General features: G+C 63.0%; 22 protein-coding genes. 6 read left to right on the top strand and 16 right to left on the bottom strand.

Going from position 1 to position 24,456, the window contains the following annotated elements:
• Nucleotides 1-11: 11 nt before the first annotated feature.
• From LCU97_RS00305 to LCU97_RS00260, 10 genes are read right to left on the bottom strand one after another with little or no spacing between them, the layout of a single operon-like run.
• Nucleotides 12-1,148, bottom strand: a complete 1,137-nt coding sequence (locus tag LCU97_RS00305) for a glycosyltransferase family 2 protein (RefSeq protein WP_232775277.1) — start codon at nt 1,146-1,148, stop codon at nt 12-14.
• Nucleotides 1,141-2,100: a glycosyltransferase gene (locus tag LCU97_RS00300; protein WP_232775276.1), complete on the bottom strand. Its 960-nt coding sequence runs from the start codon at nt 2,098-2,100 to the stop codon at nt 1,141-1,143. The genes LCU97_RS00305 and LCU97_RS00300 overlap by 8 nt, the downstream gene beginning before the upstream one ends.
• Complete coding sequence (locus tag LCU97_RS00295; RefSeq protein ID WP_232775275.1) at nt 2,097-3,467, bottom strand: O-antigen ligase family protein; 1,371 nt, start codon at nt 3,465-3,467, stop codon at nt 2,097-2,099. The genes LCU97_RS00300 and LCU97_RS00295 overlap by 4 nt, the downstream gene beginning before the upstream one ends.
• On the bottom strand, nt 3,464-4,567 hold the full coding sequence (locus LCU97_RS00290; protein ID WP_053158885.1) for a glycosyltransferase family 4 protein: 1,104 nt from the start codon (nt 4,565-4,567) through the stop codon (nt 3,464-3,466). Before LCU97_RS00290 ends, LCU97_RS00295 begins: the two co-directional genes overlap by 4 nt.
• Complete coding sequence (locus LCU97_RS00285; RefSeq protein ID WP_232775274.1) at nt 4,564-6,156, bottom strand: GumC family protein; 1,593 nt, start codon at nt 6,154-6,156, stop codon at nt 4,564-4,566. The genes LCU97_RS00290 and LCU97_RS00285 overlap by 4 nt, the downstream gene beginning before the upstream one ends.
• 17 nt (nt 6,157-6,173) lie before the next feature.
• Entirely contained in the window at nt 6,174-7,196 is a 1,023-nt protein-coding gene (locus LCU97_RS00280; RefSeq protein ID WP_053158399.1) for a polysaccharide biosynthesis/export family protein, read from the bottom strand.
• Between the two features lie 20 nt (nt 7,197-7,216).
• Nucleotides 7,217-7,861 carry a CpsD/CapB family tyrosine-protein kinase gene (locus LCU97_RS00275; RefSeq protein WP_053158396.1) on the bottom strand — a complete coding sequence of 215 codons (645 nt, stop codon included), beginning with the start codon at nt 7,859-7,861 and terminating at the stop codon, nt 7,217-7,219.
• Nucleotides 7,862-8,602, bottom strand: a complete 741-nt coding sequence (locus LCU97_RS00270; protein ID WP_053158393.1) for a sugar transferase — start codon at nt 8,600-8,602, stop codon at nt 7,862-7,864. It abuts the gene before it with no gap.
• Nucleotides 8,599-9,657, bottom strand: a complete 1,059-nt coding sequence (locus LCU97_RS00265; protein ID WP_053158388.1) for an NAD-dependent epimerase — start codon at nt 9,655-9,657, stop codon at nt 8,599-8,601. The genes LCU97_RS00270 and LCU97_RS00265 overlap by 4 nt, the downstream gene beginning before the upstream one ends.
• Nucleotides 9,654-11,009 (bottom strand): UDP-glucose dehydrogenase family protein, encoded by a 1,356-nt coding sequence (locus LCU97_RS00260; protein ID WP_053158386.1) that lies wholly within the window; start codon nt 11,007-11,009, stop codon nt 9,654-9,656. The genes LCU97_RS00265 and LCU97_RS00260 overlap by 4 nt, the downstream gene beginning before the upstream one ends.
• 369 nt (nt 11,010-11,378) lie before the next feature.
• Here LCU97_RS00260 and LCU97_RS00255 point away from each other — a divergent pair, with 369 nt between their 5' ends.
• From LCU97_RS00255 to LCU97_RS00230, 6 genes are all read left to right on the top strand, one after another.
• On the top strand, nt 11,379-13,076 hold the full coding sequence (locus LCU97_RS00255; RefSeq protein WP_232775273.1) for a sulfatase-like hydrolase/transferase: 1,698 nt from the start codon (nt 11,379-11,381) through the stop codon (nt 13,074-13,076).
• Nucleotides 13,077-13,256: 180 nt separating this feature from the next.
• Nucleotides 13,257-13,925 (top strand): ABC transporter ATP-binding protein, encoded by a 669-nt coding sequence (locus tag LCU97_RS00250; protein ID WP_053158379.1) that lies wholly within the window; start codon nt 13,257-13,259, stop codon nt 13,923-13,925.
• Nucleotides 13,925-16,393 carry an ABC transporter permease gene (locus tag LCU97_RS00245; RefSeq protein WP_269802780.1) on the top strand — a complete coding sequence of 823 codons (2,469 nt, stop codon included), beginning with the start codon at nt 13,925-13,927 and terminating at the stop codon, nt 16,391-16,393. The genes LCU97_RS00250 and LCU97_RS00245 overlap by 1 nt, the downstream gene beginning before the upstream one ends.
• A 25-nt stretch (nt 16,394-16,418) precedes the next feature.
• Nucleotides 16,419-17,498: a lipocalin-like domain-containing protein gene (locus LCU97_RS00240; protein ID WP_232775557.1), complete on the top strand. Its 1,080-nt coding sequence runs from the start codon at nt 16,419-16,421 to the stop codon at nt 17,496-17,498.
• 77 nt (nt 17,499-17,575) lie between these two features.
• Complete coding sequence (locus LCU97_RS00235) at nt 17,576-17,818, top strand: hypothetical protein (protein WP_053158370.1); 243 nt, start codon at nt 17,576-17,578, stop codon at nt 17,816-17,818.
• 16 nt (nt 17,819-17,834) lie between these two features.
• Complete coding sequence (locus LCU97_RS00230; RefSeq protein ID WP_232775271.1) at nt 17,835-18,011, top strand: hypothetical protein; 177 nt, start codon at nt 17,835-17,837, stop codon at nt 18,009-18,011.
• A 331-nt stretch (nt 18,012-18,342) separates the two neighbouring features.
• Here the strand turns inward: LCU97_RS00230 and LCU97_RS00225 are convergent, their stop codons facing one another.
• The 6 genes from LCU97_RS00225 to glcD form a co-directional block, all read right to left on the bottom strand.
• On the bottom strand, nt 18,343-18,861 hold the full coding sequence (locus tag LCU97_RS00225) for an Hcp family type VI secretion system effector (RefSeq protein WP_041022074.1): 519 nt from the start codon (nt 18,859-18,861) through the stop codon (nt 18,343-18,345).
• 155 nt (nt 18,862-19,016) lie between these two features.
• On the bottom strand, nt 19,017-19,172 hold the full coding sequence (locus LCU97_RS00220) for a hypothetical protein (protein WP_156315992.1): 156 nt from the start codon (nt 19,170-19,172) through the stop codon (nt 19,017-19,019).
• Nucleotides 19,169-20,539: a 2-oxoadipate dioxygenase/decarboxylase HglS gene (hglS, locus tag LCU97_RS00215; RefSeq protein ID WP_232775270.1), complete on the bottom strand. Its 1,371-nt coding sequence runs from the start codon at nt 20,537-20,539 to the stop codon at nt 19,169-19,171. Before hglS ends, LCU97_RS00220 begins: the two co-directional genes overlap by 4 nt.
• 97 nt (nt 20,540-20,636) lie before the next feature.
• Nucleotides 20,637-21,857: a glycolate oxidase subunit GlcF gene (gene glcF / locus LCU97_RS00210; protein WP_053158364.1), complete on the bottom strand. Its 1,221-nt coding sequence runs from the start codon at nt 21,855-21,857 to the stop codon at nt 20,637-20,639.
• Complete coding sequence (gene glcE, locus LCU97_RS00205) at nt 21,857-22,921, bottom strand: glycolate oxidase subunit GlcE (RefSeq protein ID WP_232775269.1); 1,065 nt, start codon at nt 22,919-22,921, stop codon at nt 21,857-21,859. The genes glcF and glcE overlap by 1 nt, the downstream gene beginning before the upstream one ends.
• Nucleotides 22,921-24,420: a glycolate oxidase subunit GlcD gene (gene glcD / locus LCU97_RS00200; protein WP_232775268.1), complete on the bottom strand. Its 1,500-nt coding sequence runs from the start codon at nt 24,418-24,420 to the stop codon at nt 22,921-22,923. The genes glcE and glcD overlap by 1 nt, the downstream gene beginning before the upstream one ends.
• Nucleotides 24,421-24,456: the final 36 nt, after the last annotated feature.

Below are 24,456 nucleotides of genomic sequence, written 5' to 3'. Positions count from 1 at the left end.
GGCCATGCTCCTCAGCGGTTCTGCTCGGGGTTCCATTGGCTGTAGCGTTGGCCTCGCAGGAACTGCCACAGGCCCAGGCTCATGCCCGTCATTGTCACCAGCACGAACGCGGCCAGACGAAAGGGCCGGGGCAAGCGATGACGCCGGTCCAACAGGCCGATCATCGCCATGGCATAGCCGAACAGTTGTCCCGCCAGTGTCAGGCGATAGAACAGATGGTCGTCCCACAGCCAGGCGTTGCTGAGCAACAGCGGCAGCAGTAGCACGGGGGCCAGGCGTCGGATCAGTTTGTGGCTCATCAGTGCGATGGCGTAAAGCCCATGACGCAGCGGGTTGAGCAGCGCCCGGCGATGGGCCAGGCTCAGCAGGCCGCCGACGGTGACTCGCTGGCGCCGACGAAACTGCTTGTCGGCCTCGTCCACGCCCTGGTCGGTCACCCGCGCCTGGGGCACGTAGACGATGGACTTGCCGGCTGCCGGTGCGCAGGTACTGAGGAAGAAATCGTCGTTGACCTGGGCCGGTATGGGCTCGAACAGTTCCCGACGCAAGGCCAACAGCGCGCCGTCGGCCGAGACCATGCAGTCGGTGCGACTTTCCACCCGGCGCAGCCAGCCTTCGTAATGACGGTACAGACTGTCGCCCAGGCTCAGGCCTGCGCCCGGTATCGGGATTTCCATGTGGCCGGCGCAGGCGCCGACTTCCGGATCGCCCAGCGGCGCCAGCAAATGGCGGAGGGTGTCGTAGGACCATTGGTTGTCGGCATCGGTGAACACCAGGATCTCGCCGCTGCTGTGGGCCACGCCGGCATTGAGGGCGGCGGCCTTGCCCTGGCGTGGCAGGTCGAGCACGCTGATGCGCGGATCGACGACCCGATGCGCGCGGGCCACGGTGTCGTCGGTGGAGCCGTCGCTGACGAGGATGATTCGCAGCGAATGCGCCCGATAATCCTGGGCCAGCAAGGTGCGCAGTTTGTCTTCGATGTGCCGTGCTTCGTTGTGAGCGGCGATGACGATGCTGACATCCATCGGCAATGCCCGGCCGTAGTGGCGGACAGGAAACAGTGGCACCAGCAGGCTCAACATCAGCGGATAGCCGAGGTAGGCGTACACCGGCAGCAACAGACAAGTCCAGTAAATGAGTTCAGCCACGGGCAGGTCTCCTGGCGTTCCAATGACACAGGTTGAGCAGCAATGCGGCGCCGGTGAGGTGCAGGCGTATGCCATGCAGGGCCCATAGCTGCAGCGTCAGGCGCAGATCGCGGCGGCTCTGGCGCAGGCTGAGCAGCAGCGTTGGCAACGAGGAAACCAGCAGGATCATCAGTGCCAGACCCAGCTGGCCCTGTAGCAGCGCGACCAGTGCCAGCAGATCCAGCCCCCAGATGCCGATGGACAGGGCCGGGAAACGCAGCAGGCGCAGACTCGGGCCATGGCTGCGCAGCAGTTGCACGTGACTGCCCTGGCGCCAGAGTTCCTTGCTCATCCACTCGCGCCAACTGCCTTCATAGCCCCAGTGCAGGGCCACGCTTTCGTTGACCAGTAACAACTGCGCGCCGGCCTGGCGCAGGCGCAAGGAGAAATCCTTGTCCTCGCCGGTGCGCAGTGTTTCATCGAAACCATCGACCCGTTCGAACCATGAACGACGCATCAACAGGTTGGCACTGGGCAGCCACTGCACTCGATGCAGGCGATGGGCGCCGGGGCGCTGGCTGCGGCGTTGCCAGGCTTCGGCAAACCATGGCGCCTGGCGTGGGGTGTCCAGGTCCAGTCCCAGCACATCGCCCTGGCGGCTTTCCAGTTCCAGCAGCGACGTGAGCCAGTTGGCGGGCATCTCGATGTCAGCGTCGATGAACGCCAGCCACTCGCCGCTGGCAACAGCGGCACCGCGATTACGTAGCGCGCCGATGTGTACGTCGGGCACGATCAACACGCGCGCGCCCAGCTCGTTGGCGATGCGCGGGCCATGGTCGTCGGAGCCGTTGTCCACCACGATCAATTCGCACTCCAGCGCTGCCTGGCGAGCCGCTTCCCGGGCTGCCAATAGCGTGCGCTCGATGTGCCGGGCTTCGTTGTACATCGGAATCACGATGCTGACCCGGCTCATGGGCGAGCCTCTCGTGGCGGGGCCTGTTCAGCGTCGTAGCGCAGCACGCTGGTGAGGGCGAGCATGATCCACAGCAATTTATGGTTCGGGGCGCTGAGGAACATCAGGAACAGCATCAGCGACAGGAAGCTCGTGCCCAGGTGCGTCAGCAAGTCCGCCTGCGCCCAGTCCCGGCGCGCCAGCCAGAGCCGGCGGGCGTGCCACAGGTTGTACAGGCCCAGGCCGAGCATGCCGACGAACATCAACCCGCCCGGAATGCCGATTTCGCTGAAGATCTCCAGATAGGTGTTATGGGCCCGGCGATACAGGTCACCGAGCTTGCGGTTGGCCGAGAACGCCTTGGCGTAGCCGGTGGGTGCGTAATGCAGCGGGAAGGTGCCGGGGCCCGAGCCCAGCACGGGGTTCTCCCGGATCATCTGACTGCCGACGACGATGTACGAGGCGCGGCGCCCCAGGGATTCGTCCTGGTGGGCGCGGGCGCCGTTACTGAGGATGCTCAATGACTGGATGCGTGCCACGTAACCGTCCGGCATCACGGCGATTGCCACGGGTATCAGAATGGCCAGCCCGAGCATGGCGAACCCCAGGTGTCGTGGGCGGACGCGTGGCAATTGTGCGCGATAGTGGTAGAGGCCGATCATCAGGCTGAGCATCAACACCACCAGCCCCGAGCGCGACTCGGTCTTGGTCATGCCCCCCAGTAACAGGATGAAGCAGCCGCCCCAGAACAAGCGATGTAGCAGGCTCGGGCCGCGCATCACCAGCAGCAACGCCAGGGGCACGGTGAAGGCGATCAGCAGAGCAAAGACGTTCGGGTCTGCCAGCAGCCCCGAGGCGCGCCCCTGTTCCTGGTACCGGGCGGAAAACATCGCCATCACGCAGGTCGTGGCAACGCTCAGGGTCACCACTCGGCAGAACAGGTCCAGGTTCAGTTCGCGGCCAATCAACAGTGTTATCACGAACAGGACCAGACCCACCCCCAGGTCGCGAAAATGCGTCAGGGACAGGTCCATGTTTTCCGACAGCAACAGGCTCAGGCCGTACAGCATCATGAAACCGACCAGTGGCCGCCAGATATTGCTGCGCAGGCGCGTCTCCGGAATCTGACGCAGGGCCAATTGCAGCATCAGAATCAACACCAGCGCCAGGCCGAGGAACTTGGTGCCGGAAAAGGCGTTGTCCTTGAACAGCCCTTCGAACGGCACCAGTGCGGCGATGCCCAGCAAACCCCAGACGGGCCTGCGGTACAGCACGGCGACACCCACCAGACCCAGCACGGCGCCGGGCGCCAGGAACGGATAGGGACTGGCCAGCAACGCCAGGCAAACCAGGGCCAGCAGGCTGACAATCGAAAGCGGGACAATCATGAGCGAGCCTCCCGTGCCGTGCGGACGTAGAGCTGTGACCAGCGTTCGGCCAGCGTGCGCAGGTCATAGCGGTCCTGTTGGGTACGACGGGCGTTGTCAGCAAGAATCCGGGCCAATGGCGGCTCGCTGTACAACGTTTCGATCTGTCGGGCCAGTTCGGCGCTGTCGGCGGGTGTGGCGAGCAGGCCGTTGTGGCGGTCCTGCAGTACGTCGGGAATGCCGCCAACGCTGAAGGCCACCACTGGCACACCGGCCTGCATCGCTTCGAGCAGAATCATCGGTGTGCCTTCGGTGCGTGAACTGATCACCAGGGCGTCGAGGCGACTCCACCAGGTATTCATGTCGGTCTGATAGCCCGGCAGCTCGATGCGTTTGGGCAGGCCGGCGTCGGTGATGCGCCTGAGCAGGGCCTGACGTTCCGGGCCGTCGCCGAGCATCACTGCGTGCAATGACGGATGTCGCTGGCACAGAGGGATCATGGCGTCGAGGAACAGGTCCGGGCCTTTCTCGATGCTCAAGCGGCCCACATAGCCGACCCGCCAGCGCTGCCTGTCGTCGCGGTGAGCCAGCGGCGCGCTGACGGCCGGCAATCCGTTGGGAATCACGTCGAGCTTTTCCGCCCGAACGCTGGCCTCGCGGTGCAGCGTGGCGATGCTTTCGGCCACGCAGACCACTCGCTTGACCGAGGCGGTGCGACACAGTTGCAAACTCAACCAGGTGTAAAAGCGCTGCTTGGGACTGCGCGGCGTGAACCCGTGCTGGGTAATCACCAGTGGCAGGCGCAACAGCGTGGCGGCGGCCCAGCCGAACAACAACCCCTTGAAATTGTGGGTGTTGAGCAGCGGCTGTTCGCTGCGCCGTTGACGCAGATGCTGCAGCAGCTCGCCCCAGGAGCCGCACTGGAGGCAATCGACACCGGCCTGGCGAAAGCGCGTGATCAAGGTCGGCGGCGCCGCCAGGAACACGACCTGGTGCTGCCCAGGCGTGGCCAGGCAATGATCGAGCAGCATCCGCTCGGCCCCGTAGAAGCCGCCGCTGTCGAGCAAATGAATGATCGGCAGGGGGCCGCTGCGGTGGGCCGGCGCAAAGGGCGCGTTCAATTGCGCACCCAATGGACGAGGCTGGGCAGGCTCCAGTTGCGATGCGGATTGATCGGGTCGGGGGATTGCTCGTTGATCACCAGCAGCACGGGCACGTCCAGTTGCTGGCTGATCTGTGCCGGATGTTTGAACCGATGGTCGAAGAACTCACGCACATAGACCAGGGCGATGGCCAGCAGCAGTCCACTGAACAGGCCGAAGGCAATGATCAGCGCCGGTTTCGGGAAGGCCGGGGCGGTCGGTTCGAACGGTGGGCTCAGCACCCGGGCGTTGGACAGGTCGTTGTCCAGCGAGCGGGCGGTGCTGGCCTCGGCAAACCGCTGGGCGTAGGTGGAGAACGCCGCATGCAGGGCGTTGATCTCGGTGTCCATTTGCTGCAGCTTGGTCTGGGTTGTCTGCAACTGATGGATGCGCTCCTTGAAGGCGGCGATACGCTCCTGCTTCTGGTCGATCACTGAGCTGACCACCGCCAGGTCAGTGGTACGTTCCTGGATCCGGTTGCTCACTACTTTCAGGAATTGCTGGCGGGTCCGCACGATCTGTTCCCGGGCCAGCAGCATCGGTTCGCTGCCGGGCTGGAAGATCGCCAAGTCATTCATGTAGCGGCTGACCTGGCCGGTCAGTTGCTCACCCAGTTGCTTGATTTCCCGGTCTTCGAAGGCAATGTTGTCCACGGTGGTGGTGAAGGTGAATGGGAACGTGTAGTCGTTGAACCGCGAACTGTTGGCCGATGCCAGGCTGGTCTTGAGGTAATCGAGCCAGCGTTGGCTTTGCAGCAAGCGGTCCTGGTACAGGTTCAGGGCCTGCTCTTCGGTGTTGATGGCGTTCAGGCGGAAAGTAATTTCCTCTTTGGGATCGGCCGAGCCGATTTTCTCCAGCAATGCCAACCGGTTGCCTTCCAGGCCGTCGAGGCGTGTCTGGTATTGAGTTCTCTTCTGTTCATAAAAGGTTTGCGGCAGCTCGATCGACTGCAGGTCTTGGCGGCTGCTGAGGTAGTTTTGCAGCAGTTGCGCGACGAACCGGGTGCCCTCGGCCGGATCGCCGAAGCTGTAAGTGATGGAGATCACGTTAGAGCCGGGCAGGGTTTCGATCTTCAGGTTTTCGATGGCGTCGTCGGTAAGCGTGTCGAGCACGGTGTCGCGCACCGGGTCGACTTCCAGACCCAAGCCATCACGCAACGGGTTGACCACGAGTTCGCGCAGTGGCGTGGTGATGTAGCGTTTGAACGGCTCGCTCACCCATTTGTTGAAAATGCCTGGGCTGGGGGTGTACTCGCCACGGTCGCGCAGGGTGCTGATGGTCTGCCGGATCAGGGCCGGCGAGCGCAGGATGTTGCTCTCAGTTTCCATGTCCGCCAGGGACGGTGGAATGAACGTAGCGTTTTCCTGGTTCAGCGATGTGGTCGCATCGCCCTGGGAGAGTTTTTTCGACTGCACAATCACCTGGGCGGTGATATCGAAGCTCTGCTTGAGCATCAGTGGCAGCGCCAGGGCGATCACGGCGAAAATCAGGAAAATGCGCTTCACCCACTGCTTGTTGGCGAAGAAGATCCTGAAGAACTCGTGCAGATAGTTTTCCTTGGGATTCATGATCGGTCACCTGCGATTCAGTTGTCGCTGCCTTTGTTGTCGACGCGGTAGCCGAAGCTGAACCCCACGCCCTGGAACAGCACCACGTCGGCCAGTTGCCTGGCCAGTTCGCCGGCGCTGGCCAGCTTGGTCTTGGGCACGTAGAGCATGTCCTCCGGTTGCAGGTAGGCGATTTGTGTCGCATCCCCGCTCAGGGCTCTTTCCACGTCGTAGTGGCGGGCTTCGACCTGATTACCGTTACGGCGCATGATCACCACCGAATCGAGACGTGCCTTGACGTTCGTTCCGCGGGCCAGGGTCAGCGCCTCGAGCACCGAGATCGGACGGCGAATCGGGTAGGAGCCGGGCTGGGCCACTTCACCGAGGACGTAGATCTCGTTGCCGGCGGTGGACTTGAGCAGCACATCGACGGTCATGTGCCCCGGCAGTTGGGCGTAACGCTCATTGAGAAAGGTTTCCAGTTGATTGACCGTCATGCCCTGCAGAGGCACCGAGCCGATTTCCGGAAAGCTTGCATAGCCATCCCTGCCCACGGTGATTTCCCGGCTCATGCCGGTACCGGGGTGGGTCAGGGTGTTCTTGAGGTTGACCTCGCTGGTCAGAGGGTTGGTCACCATCACGGTCAACTGGTTGCGATTGGGCTGGAACAGCATTTTCTGGTCATAGGCACGCTGCACCGCCAGGCGGGCTTCGTCGGTGGTCAGTCCGGCGATCTTCACCGAGGTGTTGGCTCCCGGCAGTTCGATAGTGCCGTCGGGCATCACCAGTTGCGAACCATTGAGCTGGCTGGCGGCGGTGAAGTTCAGCGCAACCTGGTCGCCCGGTTGTACGCGATAGGCCTGGGTGCCGGTGGTGCCGATGTGGAAAATCACATCCAGCACGTCCTGGGGCCGCAGGGTCTGTTCGACCTTGGGCATGTCGGTGGCCTGGGCATTGGCCGGCGGGGCCGTGAGGATCTGCACCGGCATCGATCGGGTATCGGAAGTACTGGAGCAACCGGCCAGCGGCAGCAACAGCAGGACAAGCATCTTGGCGTTCATCTCGTCATCCTTCTGCACGCTTAAAGGTTGTTGTAGAGCCACTTGGGCATGTAGTACTTGCGGCGGTTGAAGACGCTGCCCACCACTTTCGCGCCGGCCTGGGCCAGGCGCTGGCGGGCGGCCTGGGCCACCTCCCAGCGGGTGTCCTCGCCGCGGACCACCAGCACCACGCCGTCGACCTGGGCACTCATGACCAGGGTGTCGGTGGCCGAATACACTGCGTCGGTGTCGATCACCACGAAGCGGTACTGCGCCGCCAGGTGCCTGAACAAATGGCGCAGTTGCTCGGGGTTCAGGCGTTCGGCACTGCGTCCGAGGCGGCCGAGGGGCAGCACGTCGAACGGCAGGCTGGACACCTGCACCACGCAGTCCTGTAACAAGGGCGGGGCGAGGGTGTTGAACAGCAGGTCGCTGAAGCCGCGCTCTTTGTGCAGCGACAGTTGCTGGCTGAGGTTGCGAGGGGACTGGCTGGCATCCACCAGCAGCACGCGCCCGCTGCTCATCTGCGCCAGTTGAGCCGCCAGCGCCATGGCACTGGTGCTGGTTCCGGTGCCGGTGTTGGCGGCCGTCAGAAGCAGGATCCGCAAGGAAGGATCGAGCACGGTCGAGGTCAGGTTGGTCTCGCTCGGGCTTGCGATGGTCAGGATATTCGTTGAACCGTCCATTTAACTCGCTCCGTGGCCGCTGAACACTTTGAAGGGGGTAATCATCAGGATCTTCAAATCCAGCAACAGGCTCTGCTCGGCGATGTAGCTGAGGTCCAGTTCCACGCGCTGGTCGAAGTCGATATTGCTGCGTCCGGAGATCTGCCAGAGGCCAGTGAGGCCGGGGTAGATGCTCAGACGAGCGAGATGGTTGTCCTTGTAGCGATAGGCATTGAACGAGGTCGGCCGTGGGCCCACCAGACGCATGTCGCCGGTCACTACATTGATCAGGTTCGGCAGTTCGTCGAGGCTGCTGCGACGCAGGAACCGGCCGATGGGGGTGACGCGCGGATCGTTGTCGATCTTGAAGTCGATGGCGTCGGCACCGTGCTTGTTGAGGTGGCGCAGCGACTCCTTGAGGGCCTCGGCGTCAGCGATCATGGTGCGAAACTTGTACATGCCGAAGACACGGCCGCGGTAGCCGGTGCGTTTTTGCACGAACAGCACCGGGCCGGGACTGGAAACCTTGACCAGCACCGCCAGGCCAAGCAGCAACGGGCATAACAGTACCAGCAGGGTCAGCGCGCCGAGGCAGGCCACCACCCGATTGGTCCGCGAGACGGTCCAGGGCCGCCCGCCGGGGCGGCCGGTCAGCCAGCCACGGCCCTGCCGGTGGATGGCGGCGTCCATTCGCCGGCGATGCTCGGGGTCGACACGTTTGTCATCGGGGGTGATGAGAATGGCTTGCTCATGTCGGGTCATAGACTCCTCCGCTGAAGTTCGGCCACAACGGGCGCATGGGCAACAGGCAGCGCGTAGTAATCGAGGAACCACCGGACGAAGCGGCCCAGGCCTTCGTCCAGTTCGATGCCAGGCTGAAAACCGGTGGCTTGCGCCAGGTCGCTGGCATCGGCGCAGGTGTTGAGCACATCCCCCGCCTGCAAGGGCAGCAGTTCGATGCGGGCGGTTCGGCCCAGGTGTTTTTCCAGCAGCGCGACATAGGTGCGCAGCGTCACCGGGTGCTGCCCGCCAATGTTGTAGATCCGCCAGGGAGCCCGGCTGGTGGCCGGGTCCGGCTGCGCGTGATCCCACTGGGGAGTGACGTGAGGGGGACGTGCAATGAGCCGGGAGATGCTTTCGATGATGTCGTCGATGTAGGTGAAATCGCGCTGATGCTCACCGTGGTTGAACAGCTTCAGCACCTGGCCCTCGGCAATGGCGCGGGCGAACTGGATGGGCGACATGTCGGGCCGCCCCCAGGGACCATAGACGGTAAAAAAGCGCAGGCCCGTGCAGGGAATGCCGAACAGGTGGCTGTAGCTGTGGGCCATCAGCTCGTTGGCCTTTTTGCTCGCCGCGTACAGCGACAGCGGATGGTCCACGCCGTCCTGCACCGAATAAGGCGTGCGCTCGTTGGCGCCGTATACCGAACTGGACGAGGCGTAGATCAGGTGCTTGACCGGGTAGCGCCGGCAGTTTTCAAGGATGTTGAGGAAGCCGGTGATGTTGCTGTCGACGTACGCCTGGGGGTGCTCCAGGGAATAACGCACGCCGGCCTGGGCGGCGAGGTGGATGACCACCTCGGGGCGGCGGTGTTGGAACAATGCGTCGATGCCGGCGGCGTCCGTCAGGTCCACCCGGGCCAGGGGAAACTCGCCGGCCTCGTCTTTTATCCAGGCCACGCGGTCATGCTTGAGCTGCGGGTCGTAGTAGTCATTGAAGTTGTCCAGCCCGCACACCCGATGGCCGTCGCGCATCAGCCGCAGCACGCAATGGGCACCGATGAAACCGGCCGCGCCGGTCACCAGGATATTCATGCTTGCGGCCCCGTGATCGGCGCTGCGTGCCTGAGGCCGATGCCGCGATACAGCAGCCCGGCGGCGGCCAGTTGTTCCGGGTTGTACAGGTTGCGACCGTCGATGATGACGCGGGCGCGCAACTTGCTGGCCAGCAGGTCGAAATCCACCACGCGGAAGTTCTTCCATTCGGTGCAGATCACCAGGGCGTCGGCGTCTTCCAGGGTATCGTCACGGGTCGCGCACAGGTTCAGGTCCTTGCGATAGCCGTAGAGACGCCGGCATTCGGCCATGGCTTCCGGGTCATAGGCCTGGACCCGGGCACCTTCGCGCCACAGCGCTTCCATCAGGTAGCGGCTGGGCGCCTCACGCATATCATCGGTGTTGGGTTTGAACGCCAGCCCCCAAATGGCAATCGACTTGCCCGCCAGTCCGTCGGGGAACTGCTGGGCGAGTTTCTCGAACAGGATGTGCCGCTGGCGATCATTGACGTCCGTAACACTGCGCAGCAGACGCAGGGGCATGCCGCTCTGCTCGGCAGTGTGCAGCAGGGCGCGCAGGTCCTTGGGGAAGCAGGAGCCGCCGAAACCGCAACCGGGATAAATGAAGTGATAGCCGATGCGTGGGTCCGAACCGATGCCTTTGCGCACCGCTTCGATGTCGGCGCCCAGCCGCTCGGTGAGGTTGGCCAGTTCGTTCATGAAACTGATGCGCGTGGCAAGCATGGCGTTGGCGGCGTACTTGGTCAGCTCCGCGCTGCGGTTGTCCATGAACATCAGCTTTTCGTGGTTGCGGCAGAAGGGCGCGTAGAGTTCGCTCATCTGATCGCGGGCCAGCGGGTCGGCGGTGCCGATGATGATGCGATCCGGCCGCATGCAATCGGCCAGGGCGCTGCCTTCCTTGAGAAATTCGGGATTGGACACCACGCGCACGTTGAGCGTTTTCAGGCCGCGTCGGGCCAGGGCCTGGCGGGCGCATTCGGCGACTTTGTCGGCCGTGCCCACCGGTACCGTGGACTTGATGATCAGGGTGCGGTCGCTGTCCATGAAATCGGCGATTTGCCGGGTGACCGCCAGCACATGGCTCAGGTCGGCCGAGCCGTCTTCATCGGCGGGGGTACCCACGGCGATGAAAATCAGTTCGCCGTGATTGACCGCGTCGCTGGCCTGGGAACTGAACGACAAGCGACCGGCCTTGATGGTGTCCTCGAGCAACCCGGACAGCCCCGGTTCGCTGATGGGAGGCACTGCTTGTTGCAGTTGCCGGATCTTGTTCGGGTCAATGTCGATGCACAACACACGGTGCCCGACGTCGGCCAGCGCTGCCGCCTGAATCAGCCCAACGTACCCCGTTCCAAATACGCTCACGTCCATCTTTGGCGCGCCTCGTAACCCGGATGATGTAACTCGGATGAAACTGTTAGAGGGGGTATAGCGCAGCCTCAGAAAAAGCGTGTCAGCAAAATGACAGTTGTCACTGTTGGCAAAACTCGAAAGAGTCGGGCCTTTTGATATCAAGTTATTGACTGTCTTGAGAAAGTGCCGGTTTTAAAGGCCAATATTGGGTTTTAAGAAAGCGATGAACGGTATTTATCCATAGTTTTTCATGTTTTTTAGCGTCTCCAGGTGTCATTTTTGGGGTAACTATTTTTTGACGCGATCGCCGTTCGTCACCTTTCTTGCGCTTTGAAACACCGCTGCTAGTGTGCAGGAACGGACCCCCTTTCCGAGGCCGAGGAAGACATGGCGCGATACCTCAAGGAGTTGTTGCTGGTGCTGTACCTGATCCGGGGGTATGACTATTACCTGGACCGTCTGGCGGCGCTGGGCATTGGCCTGGCGACGGTGCTGTTCGCCTTGATGTTCGTGGCGTTGTTGGTGGCGCTGTGGATGACTGCGTACATCCGCCAGACCCTGGTGCGGCATCTGTTCGCGTTGGCGATGTTCGTTTCGGCGGTGTTCTTCGAGGTGTACGTGCGGGTGACCGACAGTTACCTCACCTACAGCCAGTTCGTGTCACTGGTATATTCCGGTGGCTTCATCCAGGAAGCGGCCTGGCAGTATCGCGAGGTGATTGTCAGTTCGGTGGCGGCGGGCTTGTTGCTATTGCTGGGCATCGGTCTCAAGCCGCGACATCCGCTCTCGCTGCCCGGCTACCTGCCCATCACCGCGCCCGTATCGGGCGTGCTGCTGCTCAGTGCGGTGCTGTTCATGCGGGCGGGCGAAGGCGCCCGTGGCTTGCCGACGATGTACACGCCATTGGCCTATCTGAACCTGTTCGTCTACGAGACTCTGCACAACACCGTCGGCCCCAGGGAACCGGTGCGTCTGGTGCGACGAACGCCGGAGATCGCCTATGACATCGTGCTGATCATCGACGAAAGCGTTTCAGGCAACTACCTGGACATCAACACCCCGTCGGGCGTACGCACCGGACTGAAAATGCCGCCTCCCGGCGTCGACATTTTCAATTACGGCTACGCGGCCTCCATCGCCAATTGCAGTGCCGACACCAATGTCACCCTGCGCTACGGCGGCACCCGCGCCGACTACATGCGCATCAACAGCACGCAGCCATCGATCTGGCAGTATGCCAAGGCCGCAGGGCTGCGCACCGTTTACGTCGATGCCCAGCGCACCGGTGGGCACCTGCAGAATCTGATGACCGATGTTGAGAAAAAGGACATCGATGAATTTGTCCAGTTCGACCAGACCCGGGTGCGAGACCGCGACATGGCGGCCGCGGATAAATTGATCGGGTTGCTGGGCAATGATCGGCCCGAACTGATTTTGATCAACAAGGTGGGGGCGCACTTTCCAGTGCATGACAAATACCCCGACGACTTCATGAACTACCGACCGGCGTTGCCACGGGGGCAGTTCCAGGAGTTGGCGGATACGGGGCGGCGTGAAGGCTTCAACGGTCAGGAGAATGACTGGGTGCTGTATCGCAATGCCTACCAGAACACCTTGCTGTGGAATGTCGGCGAGTTTTTCCGACGGATTTTCCAAAAGGCCAACCTGGACAGCGCCGTGCTGATCTACACCTCCGACCACGGCCAGGACCTGCATGAGCGTGGCAACCCTGGCCTCAACACTCACTGCGGCGGCGACCCGGTGGAGGAGGAGGGCCTGGTGCCGCTGGTGGTGATCCAGGGCAGTCAGTTGGACACCCTCGATTGGCGTCGGACGCTGACGCAGAACAAGGACCGCTCAAGCCATTACAACCTCTTCCCGACGCTGCTGCAGTTGATGGGTTATGACCTGGCTGGGGTCGAGGCGATGTATGGAAAACCTTTGAGCCAACCGACCGAAGACGATTTCACTTTCAACTACCGCTTCAACGCACGATTGGGCGCGAAACCGGCGTGGAAGCACATCGATCTGGGCAGCATTGTCACACCAAGGCCGGCCCGGACTGAAATGGCGGCGGGGCCTTGAACGACACAGGAGCAAAGCTTGCTCCCTGGGTGTTCATCGCTGTTGTGTCCACCACCAATCCCCTGTGGGAGCGAGCCTGCTCGCGATAGCGGTGGGCCAGCTTACATCGACGCCGAATGTGCCGACGCCTCTTCCCCGACTCCGCTATCCTGACCCCACGTTTATCCATTGAGCTTCTTCATGCTTGAAGTCCGCGATGTATTCAAAAGCTACGCAACGCCTCAGGGGCCACTGCCGGTGTTGCAGGGCGTCGACCTGACGCTGCCCGCCGGCAGCAGCCTGGCGCTCATGGGAGAATCGGGCAGCGGCAAAAGCACCTTGCTGCACTTGGTGGCCGGGCTGGACAAAGTGGATGGTGGCAGCATTCGCAGCGGCGACTATCGCCTGGATGGCATGAACGAAAGCCAGTTGGCGAACTGGCGCCGCACGGAAATCGGTCTGGTGTTCCAGCAGTTCAACCTCATCAGCAGTTTGTCAGTGGAGGACAACCTGGCATTCCAGGCGCGGCTGTGCGGGCGTCATGACGTGAGCTGGCAGGCGCATCTGGTACAACGACTGGGTTTGCAGGATTTGCTGCGGCGTTACCCCGAGCAGCTGTCCGGCGGGCAGCAACAGCGCGTCGCGCTGGGGAGGGCACTGGCTTCGCGACCACCACTGTTGCTGGCCGACGAACCCACTGGCAGCCTCGACGAAGCCACCAGCGATGAGGTGTTGCACTTGCTCCTGGAACTGCTGGAAGGCAGCTCCACCAGCCTGCTGATGGTCACCCACAGCCCCCGGGTGGCGGCGCGGCTGGCTCATCGGGTGGTGTTGCAGGGCGGGCGGTTGGCGCAGGCGGCCCAAGGGTGATGATTCTGCGCCAGACCCTCAAGGCCTTGCTCAGCCACTGGCGCCAGCATCCGGTACAGTTCTTCAGCGTGCTGACCGGGCTCTGGCTCGCCACCAGCCTGCTTACCGGTGTCCAGGCCCTTAACAGTCAGGCGCGGGACAGCTATGCGCGGGCCAGCCAGCTCATTGGCGGCGAGCCCCAGGCCAGCCTCAGTGCTCCCGGTGGCGGGACCTTTCCCCAGCAATGGTTCGTCGACTTGCGTCGTGACGGCTGGCCGGTGTCGCCGGTATTGCAAGGCCGGGTCGTGCTCGACGGCCATGAGGACCAGCGCCTGCAATTGATGGGCATCGATCCGGTGTCGTTGCCGCCCGGTGCAGCCGTGGCGGGACAGGCCCGGGACATGAGCGAAGTGGTGGCGTTCTTTACCGAGCCCGGTCGCACCTGGATCGCTCCACAGACCTTGCAAACCCTGGGATTGGCGGAAGGTGACAGGCCTCGAACCATTGACGGACGCCTGCTCCCCCCGCTGCACACCCAGGAGAACATGGCGCCGGGTGTATTGCTGATGGACATCGGGTTTGCCCAGCAAGTGTTGGGATTGCCGGACCAGCTGTCGCGGTTGCTGCTGCCCGCCACGTTCCGCGTCGAGCTGCCGCAAGCATTCATTGGCCGGTTGCAGCTCAAGCACGCCGATGAAGAAAACAACCTGTCGCGCCTGACCGAGAGCTTCCACCTGAACCTCGATGCCCTGGGTTTCCTCTCCTTCGTGGTGGGACTGTTTATCGTCCACGCCGCCATCGGCCTGGCCCTGGAGCAGCGCCGTGGCTTGCTGAGAACCCTGCGGGCCTGCGGAGTCAGCGCCCGCCTGCTGATCACCGGCCTGGCCCTGGAGTTGGGCGCGCTGGCCTTGTTGGGTGGAGTCGCCGGCGTACTCAGTGGCTATTGGCTGGCGAGCCTTTTGTTGCCTGACGTCGCGGCGAGCCTGCGAGGCTTGTACGGTGCCGAAGTGGCCGGACAACTGAACCTCAGCCCGGCGTGGTGGCTTAGCGGTGTGGGCCTGAGCCTGCTCGGTGCGTTGTTGGCCGGGGCCGACAGTCTGCTGCGGGCGGCGCGCCTGCCGCTGTTGGCCCTGGCCAACCCCCAGGCCTGGCACCAGGCTCATGAGCGATGGCTCAGGCGCCAAGGCGGCGTGGCGACATTGGCTGCGCTGCTGGCGGTGTCGGCGCTGATCTGGGGCGACAGCCTGGTCAGCGGTTTCGTGCTGATGGCGGGCCTGTTATTGGGCGCTGCCCTGGCCCTGCCAGTGTTGCTCAACGGCGCATTGAACCTGCTGTTGCAGCGCAGTCGCTCGGTGCTCGGCCAGTGGTTTCTCGCGGATTGCCGCCAGCAATTGCCAACGTTGAGCTTGGCGCTGATGGCTTTGCTGTTGGCGCTTGCGGCGAACATCGGTGCCGGCAGCATGACCTCCGGTTTCCGCCAGACGTTCAGCGACTGGCTCGAACAGCGGCTGACCGCCGAGCTGTACATCAGTCCCCAGACCCCGGCCCAGGCCGGTGAGATGCAGGCCTGGCTCAAGCAGCAACCGGCCATCACCGCCGTTCTGCCGAACTGGCAGGTATCGATTCCGTTGCAAGGCTGGCCGGCGGACCTTTTCGGCATTATCGATCACCCCACCTATCGCCAGCATTGGCCGTTGCTGGCGTCCGCCGGCGATAAACCCTGGGAGCAACTGGCGGCCGGCGACACGCTGATGCTCAGTGAACAATTGGCCCGACGCCTCAAGGTGAGCATAGGCGACCGGTTGACGCTTGCGACGCCACAAGGGCCGTGGACGCCCAGAATCGTCGGTATCTACGCTGACTATGGCAATCCCAAGGGGCACATGCTGGTTAATGCCGAGCACTTGCTGGCGCACTGGCCGCAGCTGACACCGTACCGCTTCAACCTGCGCATCGAGCCGGCGGCGATTGGGGCGTTTTTGACGGCTTTGCAAGGTCGATTCAGCCTGGACGAGAGTCGGATCGTCGACCAGGCGCGGCTCAAGGGCTGGTCGACCCAGGTCTTCGAACGCACCTTCGCCGCCACTGCCGCGCTGAATGGCCTGACGCTGGCCGTGGCCGGGGTGGCGTTGTTCATCAGCCTGCTGACCCAGAGCCAGAGTCGCCTGGGTCAGTTGGCGCCGCTGTGGGCATTGGGCGTCACACGTCGGCAACTGATGTTGCTCAACCTCGGCCAGACCTGGCTGCTGGCGTTGCTGACACTGGTGCTGGCCTTGCCGTTGGGCGTCGCCCTGGCCTGGTGCCTGGACGCGGTGATCAACGTGCAGGCGTTCGGCTGGCGGCTGCCGTTGCGGGTGTTTCCGCTGCAACTGGCACAGTTGCTGGCCCTGGCGATGTTCGCCACGCTGCTCGCATCGGCCTGGCCGTTGTATGCGCTGCATCGCACGCAACCGGCGGATTTGCTCAGGAGCTTTGCCCATGAAGACTAAGTCTTGTACGAAACGTCGCGCAGGCATGTTTCGTACAGACATCGGAGCCGGTCTGTTGCTACTGGCCGTGCTCACGGGTTGCGATAACGCCCAGCCGCCGCAAAAAGGTTTTGCAGGCCTCGGCGACCAGGCTGTCGACTTCACGCCGGTCGTGCCGGGACGGGTATTCAGTTTCCCGGCCGACCATGGCGCCCATGAGGGGTTTCGCATCGAATGGTGGTATGTCACCGCCAACCTCAAGGATGCCCAGGGCCGCGATTTCGGTGTGCAGTGGACGTTGTTTCGTAGCGCCCTGGACGCCGGGTCCCAAGCCGGCGGCTGGCGTAACCAGACCATCTGGCTCGGACATGCGGCGGTCACATCGGCGACTGTGCATCATGCGGCGGAGCGCTATGCACGGGGCGGGGTAGGGCAGGCCGGCGTTCGGACCGTACCGTTCGAGGCCTGGATCGACGATTGGCGCTTCGGCACCCAGGCTCCGCAAGCCGATCCATTGGCGGATATGCAATTGAAAGCCCGCGGGCCGAACTTCGGTTATGCGCTACGGCTCACATCGACCCGCCCACTGGTGTTGCAGGGCGACCAGGGTTTCAGTCAGAAATCCGAACAAGGCCAGGCGTCCTATTACTACAGCCAGCCCTTTTTCCAGGCCAGCGGGCAGCTCGAAATCGATGGCCAGCGCTATCAGGTCAGCGGCCCGGCCTGGCTCGACCGTGAGTGGAGCAGCCAGCCGCTGACCGCCAACCAGACCGGATGGGACTGGTTTTCCCTGCACCTGGACAGCGGCGAGCATGTGATGCTTTATCGCATGCGCCACAAAAACGGGGCACCGTACCTCACGGGCAGTTGGATCGACGCCCGGGGCCAGTCGCAAACCCTGCACGCCGGGGAAATCGAGCTGGTGCCCCTGGACACCGCCAAGGTCGCCGGGCGTTCGATGCCGGTGCGCTGGTCGATCAGGATTCCCGGCAAGCAGCTCGACCTCATCACCCACGCCCTGAACCCCAACGCCTGGATGAACCTGCGCATTCCCTACTGGGAGGGGCCGATTCAATTGAGCGGCAGCCATGGCGGCAACGGTTATCTGGAAATGACCGGTTACTGAGAATCACCGGAACTCCTCGCGAAGGCCAGCCCTCATACCCTTATGAGTGGCAGACACGACACCCTCGGGAGCCCGTCATGAGCGATGACCTCAAACCGCCTTCTGTGGCCGATTGGCAGCGACTGTTCGACGACAAGGCCTACTGGCAGCAGTCCCCCGATGCGCATTTCAGCGAGTTGATGCGAGTGGCCAATGACTTGTTCGGCCAAGGGGCTATCGACCTGGCGCAGTGGCAAGACCTCAAGGCCCGCGCCGAGCAACTGCACCAACGCTCGCCGGATGCCAATGTTGCCGAAGAAGTCGCCGATCCCGAAGCCTGAGCAGATAGGAGGTCCCATGAACCACACGACACAGAACCCCGACGAACCGGCGATGCCCGGTGAAGTGGAGCGCGATAACGACGCGTTACGCCCCAATGACCCGGCCAAACGCAAAGAGCAACAGGGCGAGCCCGGCGCGGGAGACACCGATGCGCAGAAAACCGGACGGCACGATCCAGGGCGTCGCCCGTAATAAATTTGATTCGCTAGTTGCGGCTCCAACTTGGCAGGATCGGGCAATAGTCGAATGAATTTGTACTGAGTCTGGTTATTTGTATAACTGTTTGTATAACAAAAAGAGTGGAAGTCTGTGGATGAGTAAACAAGTTAAATAATTATTTAAGCGAACGTCCGGACATCTTTCCGCAGTTCCTCTATTATTACGCCCGTTCGCCCAGTGTCTGGCTCTTTACCAGTGCATGGAATGCCGAGGCCGTCGCACTGGGCGAACACCGTCCGGATTTCTTTTTGTTTATTGTTATCGCACATCGGCCAGCGTGACTGGCCGATGCGGGGCCGGTTGTTTAACCGGCCACCGGCGAGCGCCAGTCATCGGAGCCCGAAGTACCGCTGACTTCGTGGGTCCAGGTTATCTTGCGGTAGGTAAAGTGCACATCCTCCAAGTGAGTGAAGTGCGCGTTCGCCGGGTCCTGGCAGTTGAGCATGTAGTCCTTGATGTCGACGATGATCGCGTCTTCCAGTGTGGTGGTGTAGTAGTGCTCCTGGGTACCGGCCGCGGACGTGCGATACCACTGGATTTCGACTTTGGTCAGGCGTTCGCCGCAGGTCAGGGCTGCCAGCAGCAATGGCGAGGCCTTGTCGAAGACCTTGGTGATGACCAGGGGCTTGTGTACGCGCTGGCCGGTGGGCTGACCGGACTGAGGGTCACGCGGGATGATGACCTGGTGCTGGAAGCCCTGCACCATGACTTGGTCTTCATGACCTTCCTGATAGGTGTTGCCCACCGAATCGGCAGTAAACGCGCCGGCGGTGATCAGGCCTTGCTTGGTGCCTTCGATGGACATATACGCGGGGGTAGCCAATGGATGCTCTCCTTGCTGGATAACGAAAGGGCCTCGGTAAGATATCTTTCCGAGGTGGCCTGAGCGTTATCAAGAGCTATGCCATATAAATAAAATCCTTATATTTCAATAATTTATGGTTCTGTTGAGAGGCCGTGAGCGGTTTTTTCACCCAATCAGGCCGTGGCATGCGCAACGGCTTGCGCAGTGCCGCGCAGTTCGTTGCGCAGGCCACGGCGGACGGGCCGGACCTGCGAGTTGAGCTGTTCCGTGGCCAAAGAAGTGCGCAGCTTTTTGCCCGCGCCGATTGTTCGCCCCGCCAATTTTTTCATACGCCCAGTGCAGCCTTGCACTCGTCGATGGAACGCTGTTGCGTCTCGGCATACAGGCGCAGCTCATCGATCGTCGCGCGTCCCAGGGCCTGCTCGAAGGCCTGGCGATTGGACTGGCCGGCATAGTGGCTCTGAGCATCGTCGCCGAGGTTCGACTGGAAGATGCCGGCGGCGCTGACCGGCAGGAAATCTTCGTACACCAACGGCTCGGCGCGCAGGTATTGCTGCTCGACCAAGTGTTCAAGTGGCGTTGACTCCTCAAGCATACCCTTGGTGGCGAGGCCTTTTGGCGTCACGAAATAGCGGAAGTACGCCAGTGCCTGCCGACGCAGCTCCTCCTGAGTGTCCGGGAACTGGACAAAGTGTTCGGCCATCAGCGTGTTGTAGCGCTCGGCATTGGCCTCATTGGGAAACGCCCCCAGGGCGTCCCGCGCCGCGTTCAGCAACTGGTCATAGAGCGCACGACCCTTGGGTGTAAGGGCGGCGCCCCGTTGTTCGATCTCACCGAAGCGGGCGCTGTGGCTGCCCTGGGGCTGGTCGGTGAAGGCAACCGGTTCGTCCAGCGCCTTGAAACTGGTCTGGCGCAACAGGATCGGACACTGGCGACGGGGTGGACCTTCGATAACGGCCTTGGGGGTGATGCCGTGGACGGGCATCTGTGCCTGGACGATGTCGATGTCCAGGGTACGGGGTGTCAGGTGGTTGATGTGTGGGCCCTTGAACGCGACTACGTCGGCGACCAAGCGATGTTGGGCGCTGAGTTGTCGGTATTGGTCTGCCGTGACGGTCGCGTTGTGGTGCCAGCGAAACGTTTCCAGGGCCTGCGAGACGAAATCTTCGGCCTGTGGTTCCGTCAGGCCACCCTGGCGTTCGGCGAGGTCGATGAGTTGAAGCGCCTGCGGGGTGAAAATCTGCCGTTTATCCAGCACCGCCTGGGCAAAGGCCCGCAGCTCGGAATCTTCGATCAGTTCCAGGCGCAGCAACGAGGTGAACACCCGGAACGGGCTGACTTGCAACGCGGCTTCATGCACGGCGCGGAACGCGGTGGAGTGCACCGGTACCCCGGCTGGCGTCAGGTCGTAATAGCCCACCGGCTGCATGCCCATGACCGCGAACAGCCGGCACAGGGTCGCCAGCTCCGCGGCGGTGCCGACGCGGATCGCACCATGGCGCTCAAGGTCCAGGCGCTGGCGCTCGCCGGTGCTGTCCAAATGCTCGGCCAGCTGCGGAGCGTTGAGCAACACCTGGGCATTGGTCTGCTCCACCAGGTTCATCAGCGCGCCGTACAACGGCACCTCGTCGCGGTACATGTCGGACATCGCCCTGGAGAAGCGTTGGCGGATCAGGTCGGGACTGACGAAGCTCATGTGAAAGTTCCTGGTTCGGCTGTGAAAATGAGGAGGGGAAGTGCAATGAAAGATCGCAGCCTTCATCGGCCCTCGCAAACGAAGAATCTTCAGGACTTCATTCTGCCAGCGACTGATCCACCAGTTCGATCCAGTGCCGCACGGGTGTGCGACCAGCGCTATCGAGGTGGCTTTGGCACCCGACGTTGGCAGTGACGATCAATTCCGGCTGGCCGCTTTCCAGCGCATTGAGGCGGTTGTCCCGCAGTTGTCGCGCCAGGGCCGGTTGGGTCAGGGAATAAGTGCCGGCCGAGCCGCAGCACAGATGGCCGTCGGGCACCTCGGTGAGATTGAAACCCAGCCGCGTCAGCAGGGCCTCTACGGCGCCGCCGAGTTTCTGCCCATGCTGCAACGTGCAGGGGCAATGAACCGCAATGCGTTGGTTCCTGGCGGCGCAGATGCGCTCCAGTGGTTCGTTGCCGAGCACTTGTACCAGGTCCAGGGCCCGTTCGCTCACCCGCTTCGCCTTGGCAGCGTAGGCGGGGTCGTGTGCCAACAGGTGTCCGTAATCCTTGATGAAGGCACCACAGCCGCTGGCAGTCTGGACGATGGCTTCGACGCCGTTATCCAGGTGCGGCCACCAGGCATCGATGTTGCGCCGGGCGCGCTCCAGTCCGGCTGCCTGTGCATCCAGGTGGTAATCCAGCGCGCCGCAGCAGCCTGCCTCGGCGCAAGGGATGACACTGATGCCAAGACGGTCCAGCACGCGGGCGGCGGCCGCATTGGTGTTGGGCGACAGACCCGGTTGTACGCAGCCTTCGAGCATCAGTACCTTGCGGGCGTGACGCGGGGCGGGGCGCACGGTGATCGCCGCTGATGCCCGGGGCAACTTGGCGGCCAGGTTCGTCGGCAACCATGGCCGGAACACCGTGCCCAGGCTCAGCAAGGCCTTGAAACGCTCGGGGCTGGCGGCCAGGCTTCGCAGCCCCAGGCGCAGTGCGCGCTGGCTGGCCGGGCGCGGTACGGCTCGATCCACCACTGATCGACCGATGTCCAGCAGGTTGTGATAATCGACGCCGGACGGGCAGGTGCTCTCGCAATTGCGACACGACAGGCAGCGATCCAGGTGCAATTGGGTGCTGGCGGTGGCCGGTTGGCCTTCGAGCACTTGCTTGATCAAGTAGATGCGCCCGCGTGGGCCATCCAATTCATCACCCAGCAATTGGTAGGTGGGGCAGGTGGCATTGCAAAAGCCGCAATGCACGCAACTGCGCAGGATCCGTTCGGCTTCTTCGGCGCGGGGCAGTTGTCTGGCTTCGTCGCTGAAACGGGTTTGCATTAGAACTCCGGGTACATCCGGCCGGGGTTGAACAGCCCGAGTGGATCGAGCTGGGCCTTGAGCCGGCGATGGTAGCGCAGCAGCGCCGGCGCCAGCGGCTGGAACGGCGTGTCGATGACGCCATGACTGTAGCAGGTGGCATGGCCGCCCACTTCATGGGCCAAGGCTTGCAGGGTCTTGGCGTCGGTTTTCAACCAGCGTTGCGAGCCGGCCCAATCGATCAGTTGCGCACCCGGCAGGTCGAGCGGGCCGATGTGGTTGGGCAGTGACAGACGCCACAGGGGCTGGCCTTCATCGAAGAACGCCAGGCGATGTTCATTCAGGTCCGACCAATACTGGCCGTCGATCACTTCGCCGCCGAACCGCTGTCGAGCCGCGTTGACGGAGCCTTCGCCACCTTCGAGGCGCAAACCAAGGCAATCGCCGTCATGGCAGGCGGCACTGATGGGCAAAGGCTGGCGCCCCCATTCGGCAAGTTTCTCCAATGCTTCGGCGCTGGTCATTTCCAGGCGGATGCTCAGGCTGTGACGGGGCTTGGGCAGCACCTTGAGGGACACTTCGGTGATCACCCCAAGGCACCCGAAGCTGCCGGCCAGCAGGCGTGACAGGTCGTACCCGGCAACGTTTTTCATCACCTCGCCGCCAAACCGCAACAGCGTGCCGTGGCCGCTGATCATGCGGGTGCCGAGGACGAAGTCGCGCACCGAGCCGGCCCAGGGGCGGCGTGGGCCCGACAGCCCAGCGGCGATCATCCCGCCGACGGTGGCGTCCTCGCCGAACGCCGGTGGTTCGCACGGTAAATGCTGCCCGGCGGCGTCCAGGGTCGCGAGCAGTTCCCGCAGCGGCGTGCCGGCGCGGGCAGTTATGACCAGTTCGGTGGGGTCGTAGTGGACGATGCCGCGGTGTTCGCGGGTATCCAGCACCTCGCCGGCCACTTCCCGCCCCAGGAAGGCCTTGCTATTGGAACCCTGGATGCGCAGCGGCGTGGCGTTGGCCCGGGCGCGGTTGACCTGTTCCAGGAGCCGGTCGCTGGCGTCGCGGTCGAGATCGAGGCTGCCGCTCATCAGAAACGCTCCAGTTCAGGAAAAGGCAATTGCCCGCCATGGATGTGCATCGCACCGAACTCGGCGCAGCGGTGCAGGGTGGGGATGTTCTTGCCGGGGTTCAGTAGCCCCTCCGGATCGAAAGCTGTTTTTACGGCGTGGAACAAGTTCAGCTCATCGCTGTTGAACTGGGCACACATCTGGTTGATCTTTTCCCGGCCCACGCCATGTTCACCGGTGATGCTGCCACCCACCTGGACACACAGTTCCAGGATCTTGCCCCCCAGGGATTCGGCGCGCTCCAGCTCGCCGGGCTGGTTGGCGTCAAACAGGATCAGCGGATGCATGTTGCCATCGCCGGCATGAAACACGTTGGCGACGCGCAGGCCATATTCGGCGCCAAGACTGGCAATGCGTTGCAACACTTCGGGCAGGGCGCGACGGGGAATTGTGCCGTCCATGCAGTAATAGTCCGGCGCCAGGCGACCCACCGCCGGAAAGGCGTTCTTGCGGCCTGCCCAGAACCGCAGGCGTTCGGCTTCGTCCTGCGCCTGGCGCACCTCGATGGCGCCAGCCTGTTGCAACACCTGGCGGACCCGTTCGCAGTCGTCCTGGACATCGGCCTCGACCCCGTCCAGTTCGCATAACAGGATGGCCTCGGCGTCCACCGGGTAACCGGCGTGGATGAAATCCTCGGCGGCGCGGATCGCCAGGTTGTCCATCATTTCCAGGCCGCCGGGTATGATGCCGGCGCCGATGATCTCGGCCACTGCCCGCCCGGCCTTGTCCACCGAATCGAAACTGGCCAGCAGCACCCTGGCGACCTGGGGCCGTGGCAGCAGTTTGACCGTGACTTCGGTGATCACGCCGAGCAGGCCTTCGGAACCGATGAACAGAGCCAGCAGGTCCAGGCCCGGCGAGTCCAGCGCCTCGCTGCCCAGGACCAGACGTTCGCCTTCCATGGTGAGCACTTCCAGTTGCAGCACGTTGTGCACCGTCAGCCCATATTTCAGGCAATGCACGCCACCGGCATTTTCCGCGACGTTCCCCCCGATGGAGCAGGCGATCTGCGAGGACGGATCCGGCGCGTAGTACAGCCCGAACGGCGCCGCCGCCTGGGAGATCGCCAGGTTGCGCACGCCGGGTTGCAGGCGCGCGGTGCGGGCGTCGGGGTCGATGCGCAGGATCTGGTTGAAACGCGCCATGACCAGCAGCACGCCGCTTTCCAAGGGCAGGGCACCGCCGGACAAACCGGTCCCGGCGCCCCGGGCCACCACCGGAACGTGGCGCTCATGGCACAGCTTGAGCAACGCCTGGACCTGTTCGACCCGCCGTGGCAACACCACCAGCATCGGCGTGGTGCGATAGGCCGAGAGCCCGTCGCATTCGTAGGGCTTGAGGTCTTCCTGGCGATGGAGAATCTCCAGATTCGGGATCTCGGCCCGCATGGCCGTGAGCAGGGCCTGTCTGTCCACCTTGGGCAGGGGGCCGTCGAGGTGTTCGTCGTAGAGGATGTTCATATGTGTTCCTCGGCAGATGATAAGCCGTGGCGAGGG

Source organism: Pseudomonas uvaldensis, from assembly GCF_021271205.1.
Taxonomy (GTDB): domain Bacteria; phylum Pseudomonadota; class Gammaproteobacteria; order Pseudomonadales; family Pseudomonadaceae; genus Aquipseudomonas; species Aquipseudomonas uvaldensis.
The sequence above is the reverse complement of the archived record's forward strand: the minus strand, read 5'-3'. Positions and strand labels throughout refer to the sequence as shown.

What these genes read in the sequence shown, in the direction of transcription:
- LCU97_RS00300 (WP_232775276.1), bottom strand. Translation starts at nt 2,100, where the DNA reads ATGAGCCGGGTCAGCATCGTGATTCCGATGTACAACGAAGCCCGGCAC.
- LCU97_RS00295 (WP_232775275.1), bottom strand. Translation starts at nt 3,467, where the DNA reads ATGATTGTCCCGCTTTCGATTGTCAGCCTGCTGGCCCTGGTTTGCCTG.
- LCU97_RS00285 (WP_232775274.1), bottom strand. Translation starts at nt 6,156, where the DNA reads ATGAATCCCAAGGAAAACTATCTGCACGAGTTCTTCAGGATCTTCTTC.
- LCU97_RS00280 (WP_053158399.1), bottom strand. Translation starts at nt 7,196, where the DNA reads ATGAACGCCAAGATGCTTGTCCTGCTGTTGCTGCCGCTGGCCGGTTGC.
- LCU97_RS00275 (WP_053158396.1), bottom strand. Translation starts at nt 7,861, where the DNA reads ATGGACGGTTCAACGAATATCCTGACCATCGCAAGCCCGAGCGAGACC.
- LCU97_RS00270 (WP_053158393.1), bottom strand. Translation starts at nt 8,602, where the DNA reads ATGACCCGACATGAGCAAGCCATTCTCATCACCCCCGATGACAAACGT.
- LCU97_RS00265 (WP_053158388.1), bottom strand. Translation starts at nt 9,657, where the DNA reads ATGAATATCCTGGTGACCGGCGCGGCCGGTTTCATCGGTGCCCATTGC.
- LCU97_RS00260 (WP_053158386.1), bottom strand. Translation starts at nt 11,009, where the DNA reads ATGGACGTGAGCGTATTTGGAACGGGGTACGTTGGGCTGATTCAGGCG.
- LCU97_RS00255 (WP_232775273.1), top strand. Translation starts at nt 11,379, where the DNA reads ATGGCGCGATACCTCAAGGAGTTGTTGCTGGTGCTGTACCTGATCCGG.
- LCU97_RS00250 (WP_053158379.1), top strand. Translation starts at nt 13,257, where the DNA reads ATGCTTGAAGTCCGCGATGTATTCAAAAGCTACGCAACGCCTCAGGGG.
- LCU97_RS00245 (WP_269802780.1), top strand. Translation starts at nt 13,925, where the DNA reads ATGATTCTGCGCCAGACCCTCAAGGCCTTGCTCAGCCACTGGCGCCAG.
- LCU97_RS00240 (WP_232775557.1), top strand. Translation starts at nt 16,419, where the DNA reads ATGTTTCGTACAGACATCGGAGCCGGTCTGTTGCTACTGGCCGTGCTC.
- LCU97_RS00235 (WP_053158370.1), top strand. Translation starts at nt 17,576, where the DNA reads ATGAGCGATGACCTCAAACCGCCTTCTGTGGCCGATTGGCAGCGACTG.
- LCU97_RS00230 (WP_232775271.1), top strand. Translation starts at nt 17,835, where the DNA reads ATGAACCACACGACACAGAACCCCGACGAACCGGCGATGCCCGGTGAA.
- LCU97_RS00220 (WP_156315992.1), bottom strand. Translation starts at nt 19,172, where the DNA reads ATGAAAAAATTGGCGGGGCGAACAATCGGCGCGGGCAAAAAGCTGCGC.
- hglS (WP_232775270.1), bottom strand. Translation starts at nt 20,539, where the DNA reads ATGAGCTTCGTCAGTCCCGACCTGATCCGCCAACGCTTCTCCAGGGCG.
- glcF (WP_053158364.1), bottom strand. Translation starts at nt 21,857, where the DNA reads ATGCAAACCCGTTTCAGCGACGAAGCCAGACAACTGCCCCGCGCCGAA.
- glcE (WP_232775269.1), bottom strand. Translation starts at nt 22,921, where the DNA reads ATGAGCGGCAGCCTCGATCTCGACCGCGACGCCAGCGACCGGCTCCTG.
- glcD (WP_232775268.1), bottom strand. Translation starts at nt 24,420, where the DNA reads ATGAACATCCTCTACGACGAACACCTCGACGGCCCCCTGCCCAAGGTG.